Source organism: Mesorhizobium tianshanense, assembly GCF_007830515.1.
Taxonomy (GTDB): Bacteria; Pseudomonadota; Alphaproteobacteria; order Rhizobiales; family Rhizobiaceae; genus Mesorhizobium; species Mesorhizobium tianshanense.
In genome coordinates, this window is record NZ_VLKT01000003.1 from 119,130 (window position 1) to 137,258 (window position 18,129).

Genomic DNA, 18,129 nt, shown 5'->3' on the forward strand with positions numbered 1-18,129 from the left:
TGGTCATGTGTTGGTTCCAGGCCCCGCCAGTGATGCGTTGAGACGTAGAAACCCGAGCGAAGGAGCCGCCGGGGGCATACCGGCCGCAATAATATCCTCGATCAATTTTTCCGCCGTCGCCGCGGTGGCGAGAAAGCCCATCGTTTCCAGCATTTCGTCGACGCCGCGCTTCGCGGCGTCGTCGTTTCCCGCAACAGCGGAACGCAACGCCAGCAGGGTCTGGCCGTTCGTTAGGTCGCCCCATTCCAACCAACTTGCCTCAATGCCTTCGGCAAGGTTGAGAGCACCAAGATATTTGGAGTCTTTCAGGATCAGCCTGATGAGGACACGCTTTCTGCGGCTGTCCAGACGCGGCATGAGGTGCAACACGAGCAGCGCTGGTTTGCCGCCGTCGGCGACAAGTGCGTCTGCCATATTCGTCACCGCAGCGTCGCTCCCCGAAGCGGCGACCATTCGTGCGATCAGGATGTCCGCATCGTTGTCGGCACCGAATTGCCAAGCCCCTATGAATTGAGGTTCGCTAGCACCGAACCGTGCGGCAAGATCGACCAGATTGCAGGTCTCGAACAGCTCGGCGCGACGTTTTTCCTGCGCCGGCGATTTCAATTTCGCCGGCGTGTAGATGCTGCGGCGGCGGATGAAGCCGGATTTGCCTTCGCTGATGAAGGCGGCGAGTTCGACTGCGGGATCGTCCGCCCCGCCTTCGCTTGAGTGGCCGTGCTCGCCCAGCCTTGCCAGCAGCCGGTCGGCCAAGTCCTGCACCTTGCCGGAACGGTCGGTGGCCAGGCTTTTCAGGAACGGCGCGTCCTCGGTACTGAGGCCGAAGCGCATGAGTTCGATGAGCGCAAGCCTGACCTCGGCGGGCTCGCCCGATGCCTTGGCCTCGATCAGCATTCGAGCCGAAGCCGGTTCAGTACGGCGCATGTCCGCCAGCGCGATGCGTCGCGCGGCGGGATAGAACTCGTCCCAATTTTCCGCAGTCAGTTTCTCTTGCGGGGCATGCCTCTCCCCGTCCACGCTTGCTTGCCAGTCGATCCAGGGAGCGTAGACGTCCGGACTGCTCTGATCCGACGCGGCGGGCATCCAGTCCATGGGATGAAGCACAAAGCCGCGGCTGGCGACAAGCGTCGCCACGCGCGTCTTGCGCCTCGCATCGACGGCGTGTTTCAGAGCGGTTCTCAACAACGGCCGCAATCGCTCCGGCAGCATCGGGAGCGCAAGCCTGGGCAGCGGCGGCCGGCGTTTGAGTGTCTTCGGCGCCGCAGGCCGCAGGGCGACGTCGAGGGCTTGTGCGGCGATTGCCAGCAGCCGGCGCTCCTGCTCGTCGGGACTTGCACCGCCGGCGATTGCCTTCCAGGCGGTCGGAGCCAGATCGAAAGTGGCTCCGCCAGTGATCCAGCAATCGCGCATTGTCGCCAGGCCTGTTTGCTCGCCCTCGTTCACGACAGGTCAAGCCTCCCGAATTCGCTTTGAGCAGCCAGAAGGTCAAGCCGGGCGCCGTCCCAGAGCGCTGCCGTGGCGGCAAGGTCGAGGCCGAGCAATGTCTGATTGACAGCGCCGGCGATCGGCAAGGCGATCCCTTGCGGATCGTCCCTGGCCTGCCACCAGCCTGTACCCCGGTCGTCGACCAGGATCGCACCGGGCGGCAACATGAGAGGACAATCGGTCGTCCAGGGCGCGGCGTCCTCGTGGGAAGCATGCGTGGCGAGTGGGTCCTTTGCCGCGCCGAAGGTAAAATCAGGCCACGCGCCGGGCATCACTTCGCCCATGCGTTCCGCCACCAGTGCGCGTAGCGGCTTGCGTGATGGATAGAAGACCAGCCGGGCATCGAAACGATCGCCCGGAGCAAAAGCGTTGGACCGGCGTCCGGCCGAAGCCGGAAAGTAATCGAGCAGCACGGCAAATTGCGGGGTAGCGCACTTCAGGTCGAGCAGCCAGGTCGAATGACTGACGAGACCGTCGCGGCGGCTCTCGATCTTCTCGCCCAGGACTTCCCAGAAGCTTTCGACCTGTCTTGCATCGGGATTGGCCAGAACCTGTTCGCGGGTCTCGGACGTCGATACCAGGCGCTTCAACTCGGGGTCGTCGGGCGCCGACCGCCAGGCCTTGGCCAGCAGCACAAGCTTGCCGAGTTCGCGGATTGCCGCATCCGGTCTTTCCTCGCTGCGCAGCGCCATCAGCCGCGACGGGATTTCGTCGATGCGACCGGCAAGCGCGGTTGCCTTCATGTCGACCAGCCGCGCCGCAATCCGGCGGCAACGGTCGCTGCTGGCATCGACAAACCCGGCAAGACCAAGCCGCAACTGATCGGCGATCCATTGATCGAGTTCGTCGAGCGCCGCCGACACCGCTTGTCGTGTGTCTTCTGCCCGCTTGCGCTGCGCTGCCTCGCGACGCTCCATCGTCGCAACGTCCTCGATGGCGGCGCTTTCGTCCGGCCGTGCGGCATCATCAATGCTCTTGGCTGCCGCGCCGGGTGTGGACTGCGCTGGTGGTGGCGTTGCCTTCCTGCGCCGGCCAAGCCAGTCATTCACCCATTCCGGCGTCGATTCGGCCGAGGTAAAACTGGCTGGCGCGGTGGCGGCAATCCACATCAGGGCCAGCGTGTGCTTGCACGGGAATTTTCGCGAGGGGCAGGTGCATTTGTAGCCGTGATCGCCAGTGTCGACCACCACCCGATAGGGATTGGAGCCGGAGCCTTGGCATTCACCCCAGATGAGCGCCTGCTGCTCATTCTTTTCGAGCCGCGGCCAGTTCGATAGCTTGGTCAGCTTGGAGGCAGCGCTCAGCGACGCTTGATCGGGGGCAAGCGCCTCGATGGTCTTCAAATCGAATTCCAAGCCGCGCCTCTCGTGACCCGAACCAAACGCCTGTCGCCAGGATAGACAACCGTTTGTGAAGAATTATTGTAGTTCTCGAGAAGGGAAGACCGAAACTTCTCGAACTCCTGTCCTTATGTGCCCGAATCCGCCTGATCCGCAAGCGATGTTACCATTCGGCAGGCAGAGCATTTCCAGCAAAACGCGGCGTTGGCGTCGGCAGACCAGTTATGCGCTCCGTGGACGGGAGCAGGCCTTGGCGGCCCAGAGGGGCGTCAGTCTCTGCCCTTCAGGAACTCGATCACCATCGCCGCAGTCCAGGTGAAACGGTCGCCGCCGAGCGGTTCGCCGGTTAGCGGGTCGTAATATTCGGCAAAACCGCTCTCGGCGATCAGGTCAAGGCTGGATTGCGTGATCCGTTGGGCGACTTGCCCATGGCCGGCGGCGGCAAGGCCATCGGCGATCATGTAGTTGACCACCAGCCAGACCGGCCCGCGCCAATAACGCTTGGCGTCGAAGCGGGGATCGTCGAGATCGTGCGAGGGGACGATGTAGCGTGACTTGCCGGCGATGCGCTCGATGGTGGCGGCGATTGCGGCAGAGCGGGGTTTCGGGATGGCCGAGAAGACCGGCAGGATGCCGCCCACCGAAGCGCTGTCGGCGAGCTTTCCGATGACGCGGTCGAGGCAGAGATATTGGCCGTGCGCATCGCTCCACAGCCGCTCCATCGCCGAAAGCCCCGTTTTGGCGCGGCTGCGATTGGCTTCTGCGATTTCCTTCTCGCCAAGCGTCTCGGCAAGATCGGCAAGGTCGGCCGCTGAGCGGATCAGGATGGCGTTGAAGCCGGGGTCGACGATCTGGAAGGGCGAGGCATCATGCAGCTTTGCATTGTCCCAGCCCAGTGCGCGAAAATGCTGCACCAGCCAGAGGTAGCGGTCATATTGCGCCTTGGTCGGCCGGTGCGCCGGGTCGGCATGCAGGGTGTCGCGGCGCGTGTAGGGCTCGACGCCTTCGGTCGGCACGCGCTCGAAGGCGTCGTCCCAGTCGATCGAGTTGTCGCGGCCGGACTCCCATGGATGAATGATCGCGACCAATCCTTCGCCCTTCGGGTCACGGTTTTCATAGAACCAGCGGTGCCAGGCGTCGATCTTCGGTAGCAGCGCGCGGGCACGCTCGGCCGCCAGTTTCTTGTCCTTGGCCCGGTCGAACAGGCGGCGCACGGCAAAGCCGGCCACCGCCGGCTGGGTGATACCGGAGGTGGCAGTCGGGCGGTTGGTCAGCCAGACCTCCGGCCCGGGGAAATAGCTGTCGTTCAGGACATGGAAGACGATATGCGGCACCATGCCGTCCGGCCACTGATGGGCGAACAGTGTCTCGATCTCGGTCCAGGCGCGCGCCTCGTCGTAATGGGCAAGACCGAGCGCGGTCAGGCAGGAATCCCAGTTCCACTGGAACGGATAGAGGCCCTTGGTCGGGATGGTGTAGTCGCCGTGGTCGTTTTCCCTGAGCACCTCGACGGCACGGGCGATGGTTTCGTTGACGGCAAGAGAGATCATTGAAGCGTTCGTACTTTCGGGACTGAAGAGCGTTGTCGGATCAAAGGGCGTTAGTGGTTTCAGGATCGAACCAGCGGATGCGATCGGCTTTGGGCGCAAGTCGCAGGTGGTCGCCGACGGCGATCGCGGCGTTCGATTCGAGGATGGCGCGGAACAGCCCGCCCTCGACATCGCAGGTGACCAGCGTGTGCGGCCCGAGCGGCTCGATGACGCGCACGGTGGCATGCAGCCCCTCGTCACCTGCGTCGACATCTTCGGGGCGAATGGCGAATTCAATTTTGCGCTTGTCCGATTTAGGGCCGGGCAGTGCCAGGCCAGCGACGGTCCAGCTTCCGTTCGCAGTCTTCGTCGCGGGGATGAAATTCATCGGCGGATTGCCGATGAAGGAGCCGACGAAGCGTGCGGCCGGGTTGCGATAGACCTCGACAGGCGTGGCAGCCTGGACAATGCGGCCCTGATGCATGACGGCGATACGGTCGGCGAGGCTCATCGCCTCGACCTGGTCATGGGTGACGTAGATGGTGGTGGTCTTGGATGCGGCGAGCACACCCTTCAGCTCGGCACGCATTTCGAGCCTGAGCAGCGCGTCGAGGTTGGACAGCGGCTCGTCCATCAGGATGACGTCTGGCTCCATGGCGAGCGCGCGGGCGACGGCGACGCGCTGGCGTTGGCCGCCGGAAAGCTGGCCCGAATAGCGCTTCAGCAGCTGTTCGATATGCATGAGCTCGGCGGTGCGGGTGACGCGGCGTTCGACCTCCGGCTGCGGCAGTTTCTTCATCCGCAAGCCGAAGGCGATGTTTTCGAACACGGTCAGATGCGGGAAGACGGCGTAGTTCTGGAACACCATGGCGATGCCGCGGTCGCGCGGCGGCAGATGGTCGACACGACGGCCGCCGATCCAGACCTCACCCTGGCTCGGTGTTTCCAATCCGGCGACGATCCTCAGCAATGTCGTCTTGCCGCAGCCCGAGGCGCCAAGCAGCACCATGAATTCCTGGTCCGCGATGGTGAGGTCGACCTGGTGCAGCGCGGTGAAGCCGCCGAAGCGCTTGGCCACTTGTTTTATGGCGATCTCAGCCATCGGCTTTCTCCCTATCGCACGTCATCGATTGGCGATCCCCCACATGGCGAACAGGTATTTGCGCACGGCGAAGATGAAGATCAGCGCCGGGATGACCAGTGCCGCCCCACCGGCGAATTTGAGATAGAGCGGCGACTCGCCGAGGCTCTGCAGCAGGAAGGCGGTTAGCGTCCGGTTCTCGATGGTGAGCACGGCGGCGGCAAACACCTCGTTCCAGGAAATGGTGAAGGCAAAGACCGCCGAGGCCGCCATGCCGGGCAGCGCCAGCGGCAGGATGACCTTGCGAAAAGCCTGCAGGCGGGTGCAGCCAAGCGTCCACGCCGCTTCCTCCAGTTCCACCGGGATGCCTGAGAACAGCGAGAAGGTGATCAGCACCGCGAACGGCAGCGCCAGCGTAGTGTGGACCAGCGCCAGCCCGATGGCGGTGTCGTCGAGGCCGGTGCGGATGAACATCACCGCCAGCGGCAGCGCCAGCAGCGGCAGCGGAAAGGCGCGGGTCATCAGCACCAGGAAGCGGAACGTGCCCTTGCCCGGAAAATCGAAGCGCGACAGCGCGTAGCCGGCGGGCGCGCCAAAGCCGATCGAGAGGATCATCGTAAGGGTGGCGACGAGCACCGAGTTCCACAGCGCCCTGCCGACGCCGGCGAAATTGATGAAGAAAGACAGGCTGCCGATATCGAAGGAAGGGAAAAAGCGCTTGGGAAAGGCAGTGACCTCTTCCGGCGACGACAACGCGTTGACGGTCAGGAGATAGATCGGCAGCAGCACCCAGACCGAAAGCAGGATGACGGTGGCGACCAGCAGCCAGTTGCCGGCTTTGCGGACCGCGGGCACGGCGATCGGTATCTCTGCGACGGCGATCATATGCGCGCTTCCTTCGGCACGCGCAGCACCCGCAGGAAGAACAGCGTGAGGCCGACCGAGATGGCGAGGATGAGCAGGGCGAAAGCGGCGGCAACGTTGCGATCCTGCAACGAGAACTGCCAATTATAGGTCTCGCCCATCAGCACCGGCAAATTGGTGCCGCCGAGCGCCGCCACCACGGCGAAAACCTCGAAGGCGAGAATGACGCGCAGGATGATCGCCGTCTGCAGGCTGGGGCGCAGCAAGGGCAGCGTGATCTTGACGAAGCGCTTCCACGGACTCGCGCCAAAGACCTCGGCCGCCTCGTGATATTCCCGCGGGATGAGCCCCATGCCGGCGACCAGGATGACCATCATGATCGCGGTCGCGCGCCAAATCTCGGCCAGCACCACGGCGACGAAGATGGTCAATTTGCTCTGGTAGCCGAGAAACATGACAGGCCTGTCGACGAGGCCGAGGTTAGAAAGCAGCGTGTTGAGGAAGCCGGACTGGTCGAAAATGGCAAGCCAGATCAACCCGGCGGCGAGATCGGAGATGCCGAGCGGGATGGCAAAGATGTAGAGCGCCGCACCCCGCCCGGTTTCGAGCCTGGACACGACTGTCGCCATCAACAGGGCCATGACCAGCTGGATCGGCACGACGATGGCGGCAAGCAGGATGGTGTTCCAGAAGGCGACCGGGAACTTCCAGTTGCCGGCCATGGTGCGGAAATTATCCAGCGTGAAGCCGCCGTCGCGGGTGAAAGCCTCGAAGGCGACCAGCGCGAACGGGTAGAGGAAGAAGACGCAGAGGAACAGCGTTGCCGGCATCAGCAGCAGATAGGGCAGGGCCTTGCCGTGCATGAGTTATCCTTTGGCATGATGCAGCGGGCGCCCGGAGCGCAACAAACCCCGGACGCCCCCTCGGGAGGATATCTTAATCGACCGGACAGGCGCCTGCGGATGGCTTGTCGGGCGCCCAGCACGGTGCCTTGGACTGGTCGATGAGCGCCTTGAGCGCCGTCGCCTGTTCCTCAAGCACGCCATGCACATCCTGGCCGCCGAGCACGATGCGCTCGAAACTGTCGACATAGACCTGGTTGAACTTGCCGCCGAGATCGCCAAGCCCCATCGGCAGCAGCGCCGGCAGCGCATCCGGCGCACCGGTCATGGTGGCTATCGCCGGGCTGAAGGCTTTCACCGAGGCCGGCATGTCGTCGGCCAGCTTGACGTCGATGACGGGGAAGAAGTTGGTGGCCTTGAGTGTCGCGATCTGCGTTTCCGGCTTGAGCATGTAGGCGACCAGCGCCTTGGCCTTGTCCATGTCCGGCGATGTCTTCGGAATGGCGATGCCGGCGATCACCGGCATGTAGCCGCGACCCGCCGGGCCGGCTGGCGCCGGGAAGGCGACGAATTCGTCGGGCTTCTGGTTGAACGCATCGGCAAGCCGCGCCACGTGGTCGAACGCCACCCACACTTCGCCGGTCAGCAGTGGCTCCTGCATGAAGGCATAGTTGGTCGAATTCGGGTTGGTGTACTGCCACAATTCCTTGAACTTGTTCCACGCGGTCTCGGCCTCCGTCGAGCGGAACTTGGTCACCATCGACCCGGTGTAGGATGGGTAGAGAAAACCTTCGAAGAAACGGTGCTTCAGCCCCTTCGGCCCGGCCGGAAAGCCGAATTTCGGCGAACCGGTGTTTTCGGCGATGTTCTTCGACCATTCGATGAGCTGGTCATAGGTGATGGTGTTGAGGTCGACGTCTGCCGGCAGATATTGCAGCGCCTGCTTGTTGGCCGCCATCAGGAAGGTCGCCTGCATCCACGGCAGGTATTTCTGCACGCCGGTACCGAGCATGCCGAGTTTCTGGTAGGCTTCGTTGAGCTTGGCGCCGCCGACGTCGACGCCGGACAGATCGACAAGGTCCGCACCCACCGTGGAGAAGTCTCCGTGCAGGCCCCCGAGCACGCCGATGGTGCCGGAGCCGGCCTGCAGTTCGGCTTGGAGGCGGGTGAGCCAGGGCCCGTCCTCGGCGACTTGGTAGTCGACCTGGCCGTCAAACGCCTTCAGCACTTCGCTGCGCATTTTTTGCGTCTCCTCCACAGGCCGCGCCTGCGTCGACCAGAACAGCACCTGGGCTTGCGCACCGCCCATCGCGATCGACAGTGCGAGTGCGGCGCCTGCCAATGTCTTCAACGCATTCATCGTGGTCTTCCTCCCTGGTTGTGCGCCGCCCCGGCGTCAGTTTTTTCCTGTGAGCGCTGGGCCATGGCTTGCCCGCGAAACCAACGTTGGCCGGATCAGCCGCGTCAGCGGAGCGGCGGGCCTGCCGCCGATGATGGTCAACAGCATCTCGCCGATCTCGCGCGCGCACTGGCGGATCGAGGCATCGAATGTGGTGAGGCCCGGCGGCGCATAGGCCGAGGCGACGATGTTGTCGAAGCCGATGACGGAAAGGTCGCGAGGGATGGTCAGGCCGGCGCGGGCGGCCTCTTCCATGACGCTGAGCGCGAGCTCGTCGAACAGCGCGACGATGGCCGTCGGCCGCTCGACAGCATGCAGCAGCCGGTTGATGGCCTGGATGCGGGCGCCGCGATCGAAGCGCGGCGCGGTCGCCACATCGAGCCTGACCGACGGATCGCCTCGGCGGGCGATCGCTGCGGCGAGCCCGTCTTGCCGCAGATGCCGAAACGTCATCGGCTCGGCGATCGTCACCAGGCCGAAATGGCGGTGCCCGAGATCGTAAAGCATGTCGAAGGCTTCGCCGAAGGCGTGCGCGCCATCGGTGTCGAGCCAGTTGTAGGCGAAGTCGGTGTCGAGCAGCCGGCCATGGGCGACGAACGGGAAATTGCGTTGACGCAGGTAGGCGAGCCGTTCGTCGACCTCGGCGATGCGGGTGACGACGACGCCATCGGCGCGTCCGGATTCGACAACATGGCGAAGCACGGAAAGCTCCGACTGGCCTTGCGCCGCGGCGGCGAGGATCAGGTCGGTGCCATGCGAAACCAGCCCTTCGCCAAGCCCGGTGACGAATTCGCCGAGGAAAGAATCGACCAGATTTGGGCCGCGGATCGGCAGCACCATGCCGACAAAGCCGCTGCGGCCGGAGACCAGCGTACGGGCCGCCGTGTTGGGCACGTAGCCGGCCTGGCGCGCGGCTTCAGTGACCCGTTCGCGCGTCTTCAAGGCGATCTGCTGATGGCCGGCAAGCGCCCGCGACACTGTAGTGATCGACAGGTCGAGCTGCGCTGCAAGTTCCTTGAGCGTGGTGACGCGGGCTGGCACCGTTCCTCCGAACAAAGCGTTTGAAACGTTTGTAATGGCCTCAGCATAAATTGCAAACGTTTTAAATCGACCCTCGACCGGCGCTCAGATGCAGGGTCCAGCCACAGAAGGTCGGCAGGCTGATCGCTGCTCCGGCAGGTCGATAGGTCGGCACTTCGAATAGGCACCAACAGCGGGCCAAAGCCTCTTTGTCCGCTTTGGCGTGATTTGAATGATGCGGCGCTTGACTCCTGCGGCGCCTTGTGAAAAATTTTGCAACAGCTGATAAAAATATCAAAGGGCGGAAATGGTTGGCTTCGGAAACGGCCTCCTGCGCGATGATGAAACCAGCATGGCCACACGTGCCGCCTGGCTTCATTATGCCGGCGGGCTGACCCAGTCGGAGGTCGCCAAGCGGCTGGGGCTGACCAGCCTCAAGGCGCATCGCCTCATCACCAAGGCCAATCAGGAAGGGCTGGTCAAAGTCTATATCGACGGCGAAGTGTCGGAATGCGTCGTGCTCGAAGACGAGTTGTCCAGCCGCTACGGCCTCGATTACTGCGAGGTCGTTCCCGACTTTGACGGGGAAGACCTGCCGCTCAAGGCGCTCGGCATCGCCGGCGCGCAGTTTCTCAAGCGTGAGATCGAACGCGGTGAGGACACGCTGATCGGCGTCGGTCATGGCCGCACGCTGGCCGCCTGCGTGGAATATCTGCCGCGCATATCGGCCGAAAAGACCCGCTTCGTCTCTCTGCTCGGTGGTCTGACGCGCAAGTTCTCGGCCAATCCGCACGACGTCATTCATCGCCTGGCCGAACGGACAGGCGCGGAAGCCTATGTGATGCCGGTGCCGATGTTCGCCAACACGGTCGAGGATCGAACCGTGCTGCTTGGGCAGAAGGGCATCAGCGAGGTCTTCGATCTCGGCAAGGCCGCCAACCTGCTCATTGCCGGTATCGGCACTGCCGAGCGCGAGGCGTCGCTGGTCGCCACCGGCATGATCGAGAAGGGCGAGATGGAGGAGATCCGCCGCAAGGGCGGCGTCGGCGAACTGCTCGGCCATTTCTTCGACGATGCTGGAAAGGCGGTCGAGACGACCCTTTCCAACCGGGCGCTGGCGCTGGCGCGCGAAGACATCAGCAATCGCAGGATTGTCGCCGTTGCCGGCGGCAAGGTGAAGGTTCGTGCCATCAAATCGGTGTTGGAGGGCCGCTATCTCAAGGGCTTGGTCACCGATGAGCGGACGGCGCGATCACTCGTGGAGCAGACGCCGGTCGGGTAGCCGGCAACCATTCGATTGAAACTACCCTGTGGAGGAGAAGACAGATGCATGAGAAAGAGAAAGACCTGATCGATGCGTTCCTGCGCGGACAAGTCGATCGTCGGGGGCTGATCAAGGGCCTTGGCGCGATGGGCCTTGCCGCTGGCACGGCCGGCACGCTGCTCAATCTGGGGCAGACCCGCGCGCTCGCGGCCGATTTCGACTGGCAGGCGCACAAGGGCAAGACCATCAAGCTCTTGCTCAACAAGCATCCTTACGCGGATGCGATGATCGCCAACCTCGATAACTTCAAGAAGTTGACCGGTATGGAAGTCGTCTATGACGTGTTTCCGGAAGACGTCTATTTCGACAAGGTCACCGCCGCGCTGTCGGCCAGCTCGCCCGAATATGATGCCTTCATGACCGGCGCCTACATGACCTGGACCTATGGCCCGGCGGGCTGGATCACCGACCTCAACGAGTGGATCCAGGATCCGGCCAAGACCAACCCGAACTATGCCTGGGACGACTTCCTGCCCGGTGTCAGGAAATCCTGCGCCTGGAACGGCCAGCCTGGCGGAGTGCTTGGCTCCGACGACGCCAAGCAGTGGTGCATTCCGTGGGGTTTCGAACAGAACAACATCACCTACAACAAGGGCATGTTCGACACGGCCGGTGTCACCGTTCCCGGCAACATGGACGAGATGGTCGCCGCGGCTGCCAAGCTCACCAAGGATGTCGGTGGCGGCGTCTACGGCATCGGCGTGCGCGGCTCTCGCTCCTGGGCGACGATCCATCCCGGCTTCCTGTCGGCTTACGCCAACTTCGACCAGAAGGACCTCAACGTCTCGGCCGACGGCAAATTGTCGGCCGCGATGAACACCGCCGAATCCAAGGCCTTCCACAAGCAGTGGGTGCAGATGATCCAGGAGAGCGGCCCCAAGGACTGGTCGACCTACACCTGGTATCAGGTCGGCACCGATCTTGGCGCCGGCGCCTCGGCGATGATCTTCGACGCCGACATCCTCGGCTACTTCATGAATGGCGGCGACAACAAGATGGCAGGCAAGCTCGCCTTCTCCGCCTTCAAGGCCAATCCGGCGGCCAAGGCGCCGACGCCCAACATCTGGATCTGGTCGCTGTCGATGTCCAACTTCTCGAAGGACAAGGACGCCACCTGGTACTTCATGCAGTGGGCATCCGGGCCTGAGCATGCGCTGTTCGGCGCGACCAAGATGGACTTCGTCAATCCGGTCCGCCAGTCGGTCTGGAAGGACGAGGTGTTCCGCGAGAAACTCAACAAGAGCTATCCGGGCTATGTCGAGATGTTCGACGTCTCGGCGCCGGGCGCCAGCATCAAATTCACCCCGCAGCCGCTGTTCTTCGATCTCACCACCGAATGGGCGGCGACGCTGCAGAAGATGGTGGCCAAGGAAGTGCCGGTCGATGAAGGCCTCGACATGCTGGCCACCAGCATTGACGGCCAGCTCAAGGAAGCCGGGCTCGGCTGAGTCCTGGCGGCCGGCTGGCCCGCTTCTGCGGGCCAGCCGGCCATTCCACTGCGAAGCGGCGCCTGGAGCATCGGACCCAAAAGTGGAAACCGGTTTTGGGTCCGATGCTCAACACTGGCGGTGCCGCCACTCGCCCGACCGGCCGTCCTGCTCCCTGGGCGGCCGGCAGGGCGAAGCAACAGAGATGACGGGTGAGCCACGATGACTGCGGCGACAATGCAAAGAAACAGGCCTTCCGGCTTCAGGATCAGCAAGCGGGTGCTGCCTTATGTACTCAGCCTGCCGGCCTTGCTCGTTTGTATCGGCATCCTGATCCCGTTCTTCACATCGGTCGTCTATTCGTTCCAGCGCTACCGGCTGAGCCAGCCCTGGGCGCGGCAGTTCAACTGGGGCGACAACTACATTTCTTTTTTCACTGACCCGAGATTCTGGAACACGCTTGAAATATCGCTGCTCTATGCCGGCATCACCGTTCTGCTCGAACTGCTTCTCGGCCTCGGCATCGCCATGCTGCTGCAGAAGCGCTCGACGCTGAACAACTTCATCTCGATCATGCTGTTGATGCCGCTGATGACGGCGCCGGCGCTGGCCGCGCTGATGTGGAAGCTGATGACCAATCCCGGCTTCGGCGTGCTGAGCTATCTCGCCAGCCTGATCGGGCTTCAGGATTTCCGCTGGGCTTCGTCTCCGTCGACGGCACTTTTCACGGTGGTCCTTGTCGACATCTGGGTCTACACGCCCTTCATCATGATCCTGCTGCTTGCCGGCCTGCGCAGCCTGCCGACGCAGCCCTTCGAGGCGGCAGCACTTGACGGCGTGCCACGGAGTTTCGTGTTCTTCCGCATCACCTTGCCGATGCTGACGCCCTATATACTGACCGCGACGCTGTTCCGCCTGCTCGATTCCATCCAGCAGTTCGACATCATCTATGCCATGACCCAGGGCGGTCCGGGCGACACGCTGACCGTCTTCCAGGTCGAGGCCTATCTCAACTTTTTCCAGTCGACCAATGTCGGCCGTTCAGCAGCGCTGATGATCATCCTGTGGGCGATCACCTACTTCCTCTCGAACATTTTCATCAAGAACTGGCTGCGCCTGCGCGAACGCGCCCGCGGCCAGGCATAGGAGGCTGGGATGGAACACACCTCCCCTCTCGAACGCATCCTGCGCGGTACAGCACTGACGCTGGTCGTGATCTTCTTCATGTTCCCCATCGTCTGGATCTTGATGATGTCGTTCCAGACCAATGAGACCATCCTGCGGATCCCGCCGCAGCTTGTCTTCAAGCCGACGCTGGCCAACTACACCGCGCTCATCACCGGCAAGCTGACCACGGCAGCCGGTACGCTCGACATCGCCTTCATGCGCAACCTGTGGAATTCGGTCTTCCTGTCTGTCACCTCAGTCGCTGTCGCGCTGCTGCTCGGTGTTCCGGCGGCTTACGCCTTTGCACGGCACAAGTTCCGCGGCTCGGAGGACATCGCCTTCACGCTGCTGTCGTTCAGGTTTGCGCCGGCGCTGCTGGTGCTCCTGCCGCTCACCCTCTATTTCCAGAAGCTTGGATTGGCCAACACCTATATCGGGCTGATCTGGGTCTATCAGCTGATTTGCCTGCCGCTGATCTTGTGGATCGTGCGCGGCTATTTCGAGGACATCCCGGCCGACATCGAATACGCCTATCGCATCGCCGGCCATTCGTGGTTTGCCACCTTCCGCAAGATCGCGCTGCCGCTCGCCGGCCCCGGCATTGCGGCTGCCGGCCTGCTCGCCTTCATCTTCGCCTGGAACAATTTCGTCTTCGCGCTCGTGCTGGCCTCGGCCGACAAGCAGCCGGTGACGGTCGGCGCGCTGGCCTTCATCACCTCCTCCGGCATCCAGTACGGCCAGATCTCGGCGGCGATCGTGCTCTCGATCACACCGACGCTGGCGCTCGCCCTCTATGCGCAGCGCTATCTCGTCGAAGGCCTGTCGCTCGGCGCGGTAAAGGGATAGTTCTCATGGCCAGCCTCGAACTCAAGAATGTCGTCAAGCGCTACAAGAGCCAGACCGTCCTCGACAATCTGTCGCTGACCGTCGCCGATGGCGAAACCCTCGTCCTGTTCGGACCGTCCGGCGCCGGCAAGACGGTGCTGCTGCGGCTCGTCGCTGGCGTCATCGACCCCGATGAGGGAAAGATACTCATCGGCGGCGAGGACATGACCGACGTCGACGCCGAGTTCCGCGGCGTCGGCATGGCGTTCCAGAATTTCGCGCTGTTTCCGCATATGACCGCCTTCGACAACATTGCGACACCGCTGGAAGCCAGCCGCTCGTCGCAAAGTGCGATCAAGGCCGGCGTCGAGAGCGTCGCCAAGCTGCTCAAGATCGGCCATGTGCTCAGCCACAAGCCACGGGCGCTGTCCAATGGCCAGAAACAGCGCACCGCGCTCGCACGCGCTTTGGTCGGCTCGCCGCCGGTGCTCCTGCTCGACGATCCCCTGCGTAACGTCGATGCCAAACTGCGCTTCGAAATGCGGCTCGAACTGCCGAGGCTTCTGGCCGATCGCGGCGCGACCGTCGTCTACGTCACCCAGGACTACAAGGAGGCCATGGCGCTTGGCGACCGCATCGCGGTGATGTCGCAAGGCGTCATCAAGCAGCTCGGCACGCCCGAGCAGATCTACCGCGAGCCGGCGAACATCGAGATCGCGCGGCTGTTCGGCGACCCGACAATCAACCTGCTCGACGTCAAGCCGTCGCGCGATGCCAAGGGCATCTATATCGGCCTGTCGAACGTCCAGGTCCATCTGGCGGGCAGCTACGAGACGGCGGTCGGCCGCGACTGCGTGATCGGCCTGCGGCCCGAAGCGCTGGCCTTCGTCGACGAAGCCACGCCGGCCGCCATTCCGGTGACCGTCGAGGCCGAGACGCCGCTTAACGAAAAGATCGTCACGCTGGTGCGCACCGTGCGCGGCCGCGAAATCCTGGTCTCCCGGCCGGCCGGGACACCGGGTCAAACCGAGGGCAGGGCCCATATTGCCGTCGACGGCAAAAGCGCCCTGCTGTTCGATCGGGCAAGCGGCGACCGTATCGGCTCGAAGAACGTCGTCAATTTGCGCAGCGGAGAAGCGGCATGAGCCAGAGCGCACTCACCATTTCCGGCGTCGACAAGTTCTACGGCCCGATCGACAGGGGCGTGCACGCTGTCCAGAATCTGACGATGGAAATCGGCAGGGGCGAGATCGTCGCACTGCTCGGCTCGTCCGGTTGCGGCAAGACTTCGACGCTGCGCATGATCGCCGGCTTCGAGGAGGTCTCGCGCGGCACCATCTCGGTTGCCGGCCGCAAGGTGCACACGCTGCCGCCGGTCAAGCGCAATGTGGCGATGGCGTTCGAGGGCTATTCGCTTTATCCGCCACTGACCGTGCGCGAGAACATGGCGTTCGCGCTGAAGGCAGCCAAGCTGCCGAGGAGCGAGGTCGACGCGAAGGTGGCGAGCATCGCCAAGCTGCTTGAGATCGAGGACATACTGGAGCGCTATCCGAGCTCCATCTCCGGCGGCCAGCAGCAGCGCGCCAGCCTCGGCCGTGCGCTAATCCGCAAGGCCGATCTGCATCTGCTGGACGAGCCAATGGGCCAGCTCGAACCGCAGCTTCGCGCGGTGCTGCGAGGCCGCATCAAGCACTTCATCAAGGAGCAAGGCCTGACCGCGATCCTCGTCACCCACGACCAGACCGAGGCCAACGCGCTTGCCGACCGGATCGCGGTCATGGAGGGCGGCGTCCTGCAGCAGTTCGACACGCCCGACATGATCAAGCAGCGACCGGCCAACCTGTTCACCGGTACCTTCGTCGGCGAGCCGCCGATGAACGTCTTCGAGGCCTATGTCGGCACGGTTGCCGACAAGATCAATCTGCGGCTGCCCGACGGACTTTCACTCGATTATGACAAGGACGCGTTCAGCGGCTCGGTTCGCGACGAATTGGTCAAGCGGGAGCGGGTCGTCATCGGCATAAGGCCCTATGCGGTTCGCCGCTCGAAGGACGGCGTGCCGGCCACGGTTTCGGCCAACCAATGGCTCGGCGACCAGACGCATATCGCGGCGGATTTCGCCGGCGGCTCGCTGGTCCTCGTCGAGCACGACCGGACCCGGCTGGAGCTTGGCGCGCCGATCAATATCAGCATCGATCCGAAAAACCTGCACGTCTTCGATCAGTCCAGCGGAATGGCCATTTCGCACGGCATGGAGCTTGCCTGATGCGGGATGTGCTGATCGGCATCGACGCCGGCACGTCTGTCATCAAGTCCGTCGCCTTCGACACGGCGGGCCGACAGCTCGCGGCCACCGCAGTGCCGAACCGGTATGAGACCTTGCCTGGCGGCGGTGCCGAGCAGGACCTGGCGCGCACCTGGGTCGACACGGCGACGACCCTGCGCCAACTTGCCGACAAGGTGCCGGACCTCGCCAGCCGGACCATTGCGATCGCCGTGACCGGACAGGGCGATGGCACCTGGCTGATTGACAAGGACGGCGAGCCGGTCGCCAAAGGCTGGCTGTGGCTTGACGCGCGCGCTGCCGCGATCGTTGAGGAGATCCGCGCACGGCCCGATGACCGGCTTCGCTTCGAAAAGACCGGCAGTGGGCTGGCCGCCTGCCAGCAGGGCTCGCAGCTTGCATTCATGAAACGCAGCGCGCCTGACATGCTCGGCCGTGCCGCGACTGCATTCCACTGCAAGGACTGGCTCTATTTCAGGCTGACCGGCGAACGCGCCACCGATCCGTCCGAAGGGACCTTCACCTTCGGCGACTTCCGCACCCGTGGCTATTGCGACGATGTGCTCGACGTGCTCGGCGTCACCGACCTCAGGCATCTGCTGCCGCCGATCGTCGACGGCACCAGGCATAGCGCCGGCCTGTCGGCGGCGGCCGCCGAAGCGACCGGGCTGCTTCCCGGTACGCCGGTCGTGCTGGCCTATGTCGACGTGGTCTGCACCGCGCTCGGCGCCGGCCTGTTCGATCGCGAGCGCAAGCCCGGCTGCTCCATCATCGGTTCCACCGGCATGCATATGCGGCTCGCGCAGACGCCGGACGAAGTGCTGCTCAATGAGGCCGCGACCGGCTATACGATGACGATGCCGGCGCCCGGCGTCTTTGCGCAAATGCAGTCTAACATGGCGGCGACGCTCAACATCGATTGGGTCCTTGGCCTGGCCTCCGGCATTCTCGCTTCGCAAGGCATCACGCGCACCAATGGCGAGATGATCGCGCTGGTCGATCAGTGGATATCCGTATCCGAGCCGGCCTCGCTGCTCTATCAGCCCTATGTGTCGGAGGCCGGCGAGCGGGGGCCATTCGTCGATGCCAACGCCAGGGCCGGCTTCGTCGGCATCTCGTCGCGGCATGGCTATGCCGACATGGTCCGCGCCGTTTTCGAGGGGCTGGCCTTCGCCGCGCGTGACTGTTACGCGGCGATGGGTCCGCTGCCCCGGGAAATCCGACTGACCGGCGGTGCGGCCAGAAGCCCGGCGCTGCGCAAGATCCTGGGTGCCGTCGTCGGCGCCGACATTCGCACCAGTGAACGCGAGGAGGCCGGTGCGGCAGGCGCCGCGATGATCGCTGCGGTCTGCGTCGGCCAATACAAGTCGATGGACGAATGCGTCGGCGAATGGGTCACGCCACTGCTTGGCGCGACCGAACCGAGCGACCGAAAACTTGCCGCGATCTATGAGCGGACGGTTGCGTCGTACACGTTGGCACATGAGGCGCTGCGGCCGGTCTGGCGTGCGATGGCCGTATCCAAGGCAAACTGAGAAGTCG

15 protein-coding genes are annotated in these 18,129 nt (G+C 63.7%); 7 read left to right on the forward strand and 8 right to left on the reverse strand.

Features of this window, described 5'->3' with window-relative positions; all coding sequences use genetic code 11:
* Window positions 1-3: 3 nt before the first annotated feature.
* The 8 genes from IQ26_RS03415 to IQ26_RS03450 form a co-directional block, all read right to left on the reverse strand.
* Entirely contained in the window at window positions 4-1,443 is a 1,440-nt protein-coding gene (locus IQ26_RS03415) for a DUF5691 domain-containing protein (RefSeq protein WP_145713516.1), read from the reverse strand.
* Window positions 1,440-2,840 carry an SWIM zinc finger family protein gene (locus IQ26_RS03420; RefSeq protein ID WP_145713519.1) on the reverse strand — a complete coding sequence of 467 codons (1,401 nt, stop codon included), beginning with the start codon at window positions 2,838-2,840 and terminating at the stop codon, window positions 1,440-1,442. Before IQ26_RS03420 ends, IQ26_RS03415 begins: the two co-directional genes overlap by 4 nt.
* A 254-nt stretch (window positions 2,841-3,094) precedes the next feature.
* On the reverse strand, window positions 3,095-4,375 hold the full coding sequence (locus IQ26_RS03425) for an amylo-alpha-1,6-glucosidase (protein WP_145713522.1): 1,281 nt from the start codon (window positions 4,373-4,375) through the stop codon (window positions 3,095-3,097).
* Between the two features lie 40 nt (window positions 4,376-4,415).
* On the reverse strand, window positions 4,416-5,456 hold the full coding sequence (locus IQ26_RS03430) for an ABC transporter ATP-binding protein (RefSeq protein WP_145713525.1): 1,041 nt from the start codon (window positions 5,454-5,456) through the stop codon (window positions 4,416-4,418).
* A 21-nt stretch (window positions 5,457-5,477) separates the two neighbouring features.
* Window positions 5,478-6,320 (reverse strand): carbohydrate ABC transporter permease, encoded by an 843-nt coding sequence (locus IQ26_RS03435; protein WP_145713528.1) that lies wholly within the window; start codon window positions 6,318-6,320, stop codon window positions 5,478-5,480.
* Window positions 6,317-7,162 carry a carbohydrate ABC transporter permease gene (locus IQ26_RS03440; RefSeq protein WP_145713531.1) on the reverse strand — a complete coding sequence of 282 codons (846 nt, stop codon included), beginning with the start codon at window positions 7,160-7,162 and terminating at the stop codon, window positions 6,317-6,319. Before IQ26_RS03440 ends, IQ26_RS03435 begins: the two co-directional genes overlap by 4 nt.
* A gap of 73 nt (window positions 7,163-7,235) precedes the next feature.
* A complete protein-coding gene (locus IQ26_RS03445; protein WP_145713534.1) occupies window positions 7,236-8,501 on the reverse strand; it encodes an ABC transporter substrate-binding protein in 1,266 nt (421 codons plus the stop codon).
* A gap of 36 nt (window positions 8,502-8,537) precedes the next feature.
* Window positions 8,538-9,581 carry a substrate-binding domain-containing protein gene (locus IQ26_RS03450; RefSeq protein ID WP_145713537.1) on the reverse strand — a complete coding sequence of 348 codons (1,044 nt, stop codon included), beginning with the start codon at window positions 9,579-9,581 and terminating at the stop codon, window positions 8,538-8,540.
* Window positions 9,582-9,867: 286 nt separating this feature from the next.
* On the opposite strand from IQ26_RS03450, the gene IQ26_RS03455 reads away from it, so the two are divergent.
* From IQ26_RS03455 to IQ26_RS03485, 7 genes are all read left to right on the forward strand, one after another.
* Window positions 9,868-10,842, forward strand: a complete 975-nt coding sequence (locus IQ26_RS03455; protein WP_145713539.1) for a sugar-binding transcriptional regulator — start codon at window positions 9,868-9,870, stop codon at window positions 10,840-10,842.
* 44 nt (window positions 10,843-10,886) lie between these two features.
* On the forward strand, window positions 10,887-12,332 hold the full coding sequence (locus IQ26_RS03460; RefSeq protein WP_145713542.1) for an ABC transporter substrate-binding protein: 1,446 nt from the start codon (window positions 10,887-10,889) through the stop codon (window positions 12,330-12,332).
* 201 nt (window positions 12,333-12,533) lie between these two features.
* Complete coding sequence (locus IQ26_RS03465; RefSeq protein WP_145713545.1) at window positions 12,534-13,457, forward strand: carbohydrate ABC transporter permease; 924 nt, start codon at window positions 12,534-12,536, stop codon at window positions 13,455-13,457.
* A gap of 9 nt (window positions 13,458-13,466) precedes the next feature.
* Window positions 13,467-14,324: a carbohydrate ABC transporter permease gene (locus tag IQ26_RS03470; RefSeq protein WP_145713548.1), complete on the forward strand. Its 858-nt coding sequence runs from the start codon at window positions 13,467-13,469 to the stop codon at window positions 14,322-14,324.
* Window positions 14,325-14,329: 5 nt separating this feature from the next.
* A complete protein-coding gene (locus IQ26_RS03475; RefSeq protein WP_145713551.1) occupies window positions 14,330-15,448 on the forward strand; it encodes an ABC transporter ATP-binding protein in 1,119 nt (372 codons plus the stop codon).
* Complete coding sequence (locus tag IQ26_RS03480; RefSeq protein WP_145713554.1) at window positions 15,445-16,569, forward strand: ABC transporter ATP-binding protein; 1,125 nt, start codon at window positions 15,445-15,447, stop codon at window positions 16,567-16,569. Before IQ26_RS03475 ends, IQ26_RS03480 begins: the two co-directional genes overlap by 4 nt.
* The gene (locus tag IQ26_RS03485; protein ID WP_145713559.1) at window positions 16,569-18,122 is read left to right on the forward strand and encodes an FGGY-family carbohydrate kinase; all 1,554 of its coding nucleotides are present in this window, start codon (window positions 16,569-16,571) and stop codon (window positions 18,120-18,122) included. Before IQ26_RS03480 ends, IQ26_RS03485 begins: the two co-directional genes overlap by 1 nt.
* Window positions 18,123-18,129 lie beyond the last annotated feature (7 nt).